4 protein-coding genes are annotated in these 2,353 nt (G+C 75.5%); all 4 read right to left on the bottom strand.

Going from position 1 to position 2,353, the window contains the following annotated elements:
- Positions 1-1,005 (bottom strand): ABC transporter ATP-binding protein (locus MXD58_RS29330; protein WP_308302075.1); only part of this gene is annotated, 1,005 nt, incomplete at its 3' end.
- Between the two features lie 5 nt (positions 1,006-1,010).
- Positions 1,011-1,460, bottom strand: coding sequence for a lasso peptide biosynthesis B2 protein (locus tag MXD58_RS29325; RefSeq protein WP_248839055.1), 450 nt, complete (start codon positions 1,458-1,460; stop codon positions 1,011-1,013).
- Between the two features lie 8 nt (positions 1,461-1,468).
- Positions 1,469-1,723, bottom strand: coding sequence for a lasso peptide biosynthesis PqqD family chaperone (locus tag MXD58_RS29320; protein WP_248839056.1), 255 nt, complete (start codon positions 1,721-1,723; stop codon positions 1,469-1,471).
- A 40-nt stretch (positions 1,724-1,763) separates the two neighbouring features.
- Positions 1,764-2,353: asparagine synthase-related protein (locus MXD58_RS29315; RefSeq protein ID WP_250611399.1), on the bottom strand; the 590-nt coding region annotated here is incomplete at its 5' end.

Genomic DNA, 2,353 nt, shown 5'->3' with positions numbered 1-2,353 from the left:
CGGCAGGACGGCGCCGGCCGGGCGGGCGGCGACGCCGCGCAGCGCGCCGCGCAGCACCATCGGGTCGGTCTCCAGCGGCAGGGCGAACACGGCGTTCACCCGGGCCAGCGCGCCCAGCCCCCGCTGGATCGTCGCCGCGGACTCGACGAGCTGGGACAGCGGCATGACGAGGTACGTCGCGTAGAGCAGGAACGCGACGAGTTCGCCGAGCGTCGAGGTTCCCCGCGCCACCAGGACGCCGCCGACGAGCAGCACGACCAGCACGCTGCCCTGGACGGCGAGCTGCATGGCCGGCGCGATGATCGAGTCCAGCCGGGCCATCCGCAGGCCGGCCTGGTAGGCGGCGTCGGCGTGGTCACCGATGCGTCGGGCCTCCCGGTCCTCGGCCCGGTTCGCGCGCACCGTGCGCACGGCGGCCAGCGCCCGCTCCAGGTCCGCCGTCATCCCGCCGACGCTGGCCTGGCCACGCTCGGACACCGCGCGGATCCGCGTCAGGGCACCGAGAACCACCACGGCCGCCACCGCGACCACCGCGAGGACGAGCAGGAACAGCCACGGGTTGAGCCACAGCATCAGGGCGACGGCGCCGAGCACACCGATGAGGCTGGTGACCAGGGCGGTGAAGCTGTAGGCGACGGCCTCGCGCACCACCGTCGTGTCGGTGTTGGCGCGCGAGATCAGATCGCCCATCCGGCGGGTGTCGAGAACGCGGATCCGCAGCCGCAGGAGATGGTCGATCAGGCGCCGACGCAGGCCCAGCAGCACCCCCTGGCCGGCGCGTTCGAGCAGGTAGTGCCCGGCGGTGTCGATGGTCGCCTGCAGCACGAACAGACCGAGCAGCGCGCCGACGAGCCACAGCGGGATGCCCCCGGCCTGCGCGCTGTCGATCACCTTCATGACCAGCAGCGGCTGCAGGACACCGAACCCGGTACCGATGACGGTGAGCACCGTCGCCGCGGCGACCGCTCGGCGCCGGCCCCGCAGCAGCACCCACAGCTCGCGCACGCCCCTCAAGACCAGCCGCCCTCGGCTGCCGCGGCCGCCGGCGCGCCGCCGGGATCCACCCGCAGCAGCGCCCGCAGATAGCCGGGCGGCAGGGACTCGCCGACCATCTCCCCCTCGGCCTCGACCCACGCGTGGGCGCCGAACGGGGCGACGGTGCGCACGCCGACGCACCAGGTCGGGACGCTGCCCCCCGCCCGGCACAGCAGGGTGGTCGCGAGGGAGCGCGGCACGCAGCCACGGGCCCCGCGACATGTCAGGCTGACCGCCATCACCGCCTGCCGGGCGGCGAGTACCTCGGCCCGCCCGGCCGGCCCGGCGTGGGCGGCGAGGCGTGCGAGGACCTGGCGGATGCGGGCGGGGCGCCGGGTGGCGAGGATCCGCGCGGCGGCCACGGCGAGCAGCGCGGCGAGGTGACGTCCCGGCGCGAGCGTCACCTCGGGCCGTTCGACGGTCATCGGCGCCGTCATCGGTCGACCAGGCCGACGTCGGTGAGCTGGGCGAGCAACCCGTCGACGTCACGGCGGGCGGTGTCCGGCTCGACCTCGCCGGCCGAGCACAGCTCAGCCACGGCGGCATCGGCGTCGCCGCCCGAGAGCAGCACCCGCAGCACCAGGTCACCCGATGGGTTGAGGGTCCAGTACTGGCCCTTGTCGAGGTGCAGCAGCACGGCGCCGTACTCGGTGGGCGCACGCACCACGTCGGATCGCAGCGTAACCATGATCACTCCTGCCGGGCGGGCGGCCATCGGCCACCGCCGGTCACGGACGGCCGGCGCCGTCCAGGGTCCGTAGCCACACGTCGGTCGCGATGGTGGGTTGCAGCGCCTCGGCCCGGTTGTCCGGGGCGCCACCGCGCCGGCAGACCTCCCGCAGCACCGCCGGTTCGATCAGGCCGAGGTCGGCCAGCGGCGAGTCGTCGCACAGTTTGACCAGGACGTCCCGGTTCGCCCGCAGACCGCGGTGCTCCTCGGCGGAGGCGTCGGCCTTGGTGCGCCGCCGCAGCGCCGCCGCCGGCACCACCGGCCGCATCGCCTCCTTCAGCAGCGGCTTGTACTCCTCCGGGGACGAACGGTCCGCCGGCCGCACCGCCAGCGCCGCCCGCACGACCCGCTCGTCGAGCAGCGGCGCGGCCAGCGGCGGCCCCAGGGCGTCGGCGATCTGGTCGAACAGCCGGAACGTCGTGGCGCCGGCGCGGACGGCGAACATGTCCGCGTGCCCGGACCTGGTCTCCGCCAGCGGCACGGCCCGCTCGGCGGCCTGCGCGAACGCCTCGGCGACGAGGTCGAGAGCGGCGCCGGTGAGCCAGCCGGGCACGACCGGCGGCATGGCCCAGTCCAGCGCCGTGACGT

Origin of the sequence: Frankia sp. AgKG'84/4 (genome assembly GCF_023242965.2) — a bacterium.
GTDB lineage: Bacteria > Actinomycetota > Actinomycetes > Frankiales > Frankiaceae > Frankia.
This window is presented reverse-complemented; position numbering and strand designations above follow the sequence as displayed.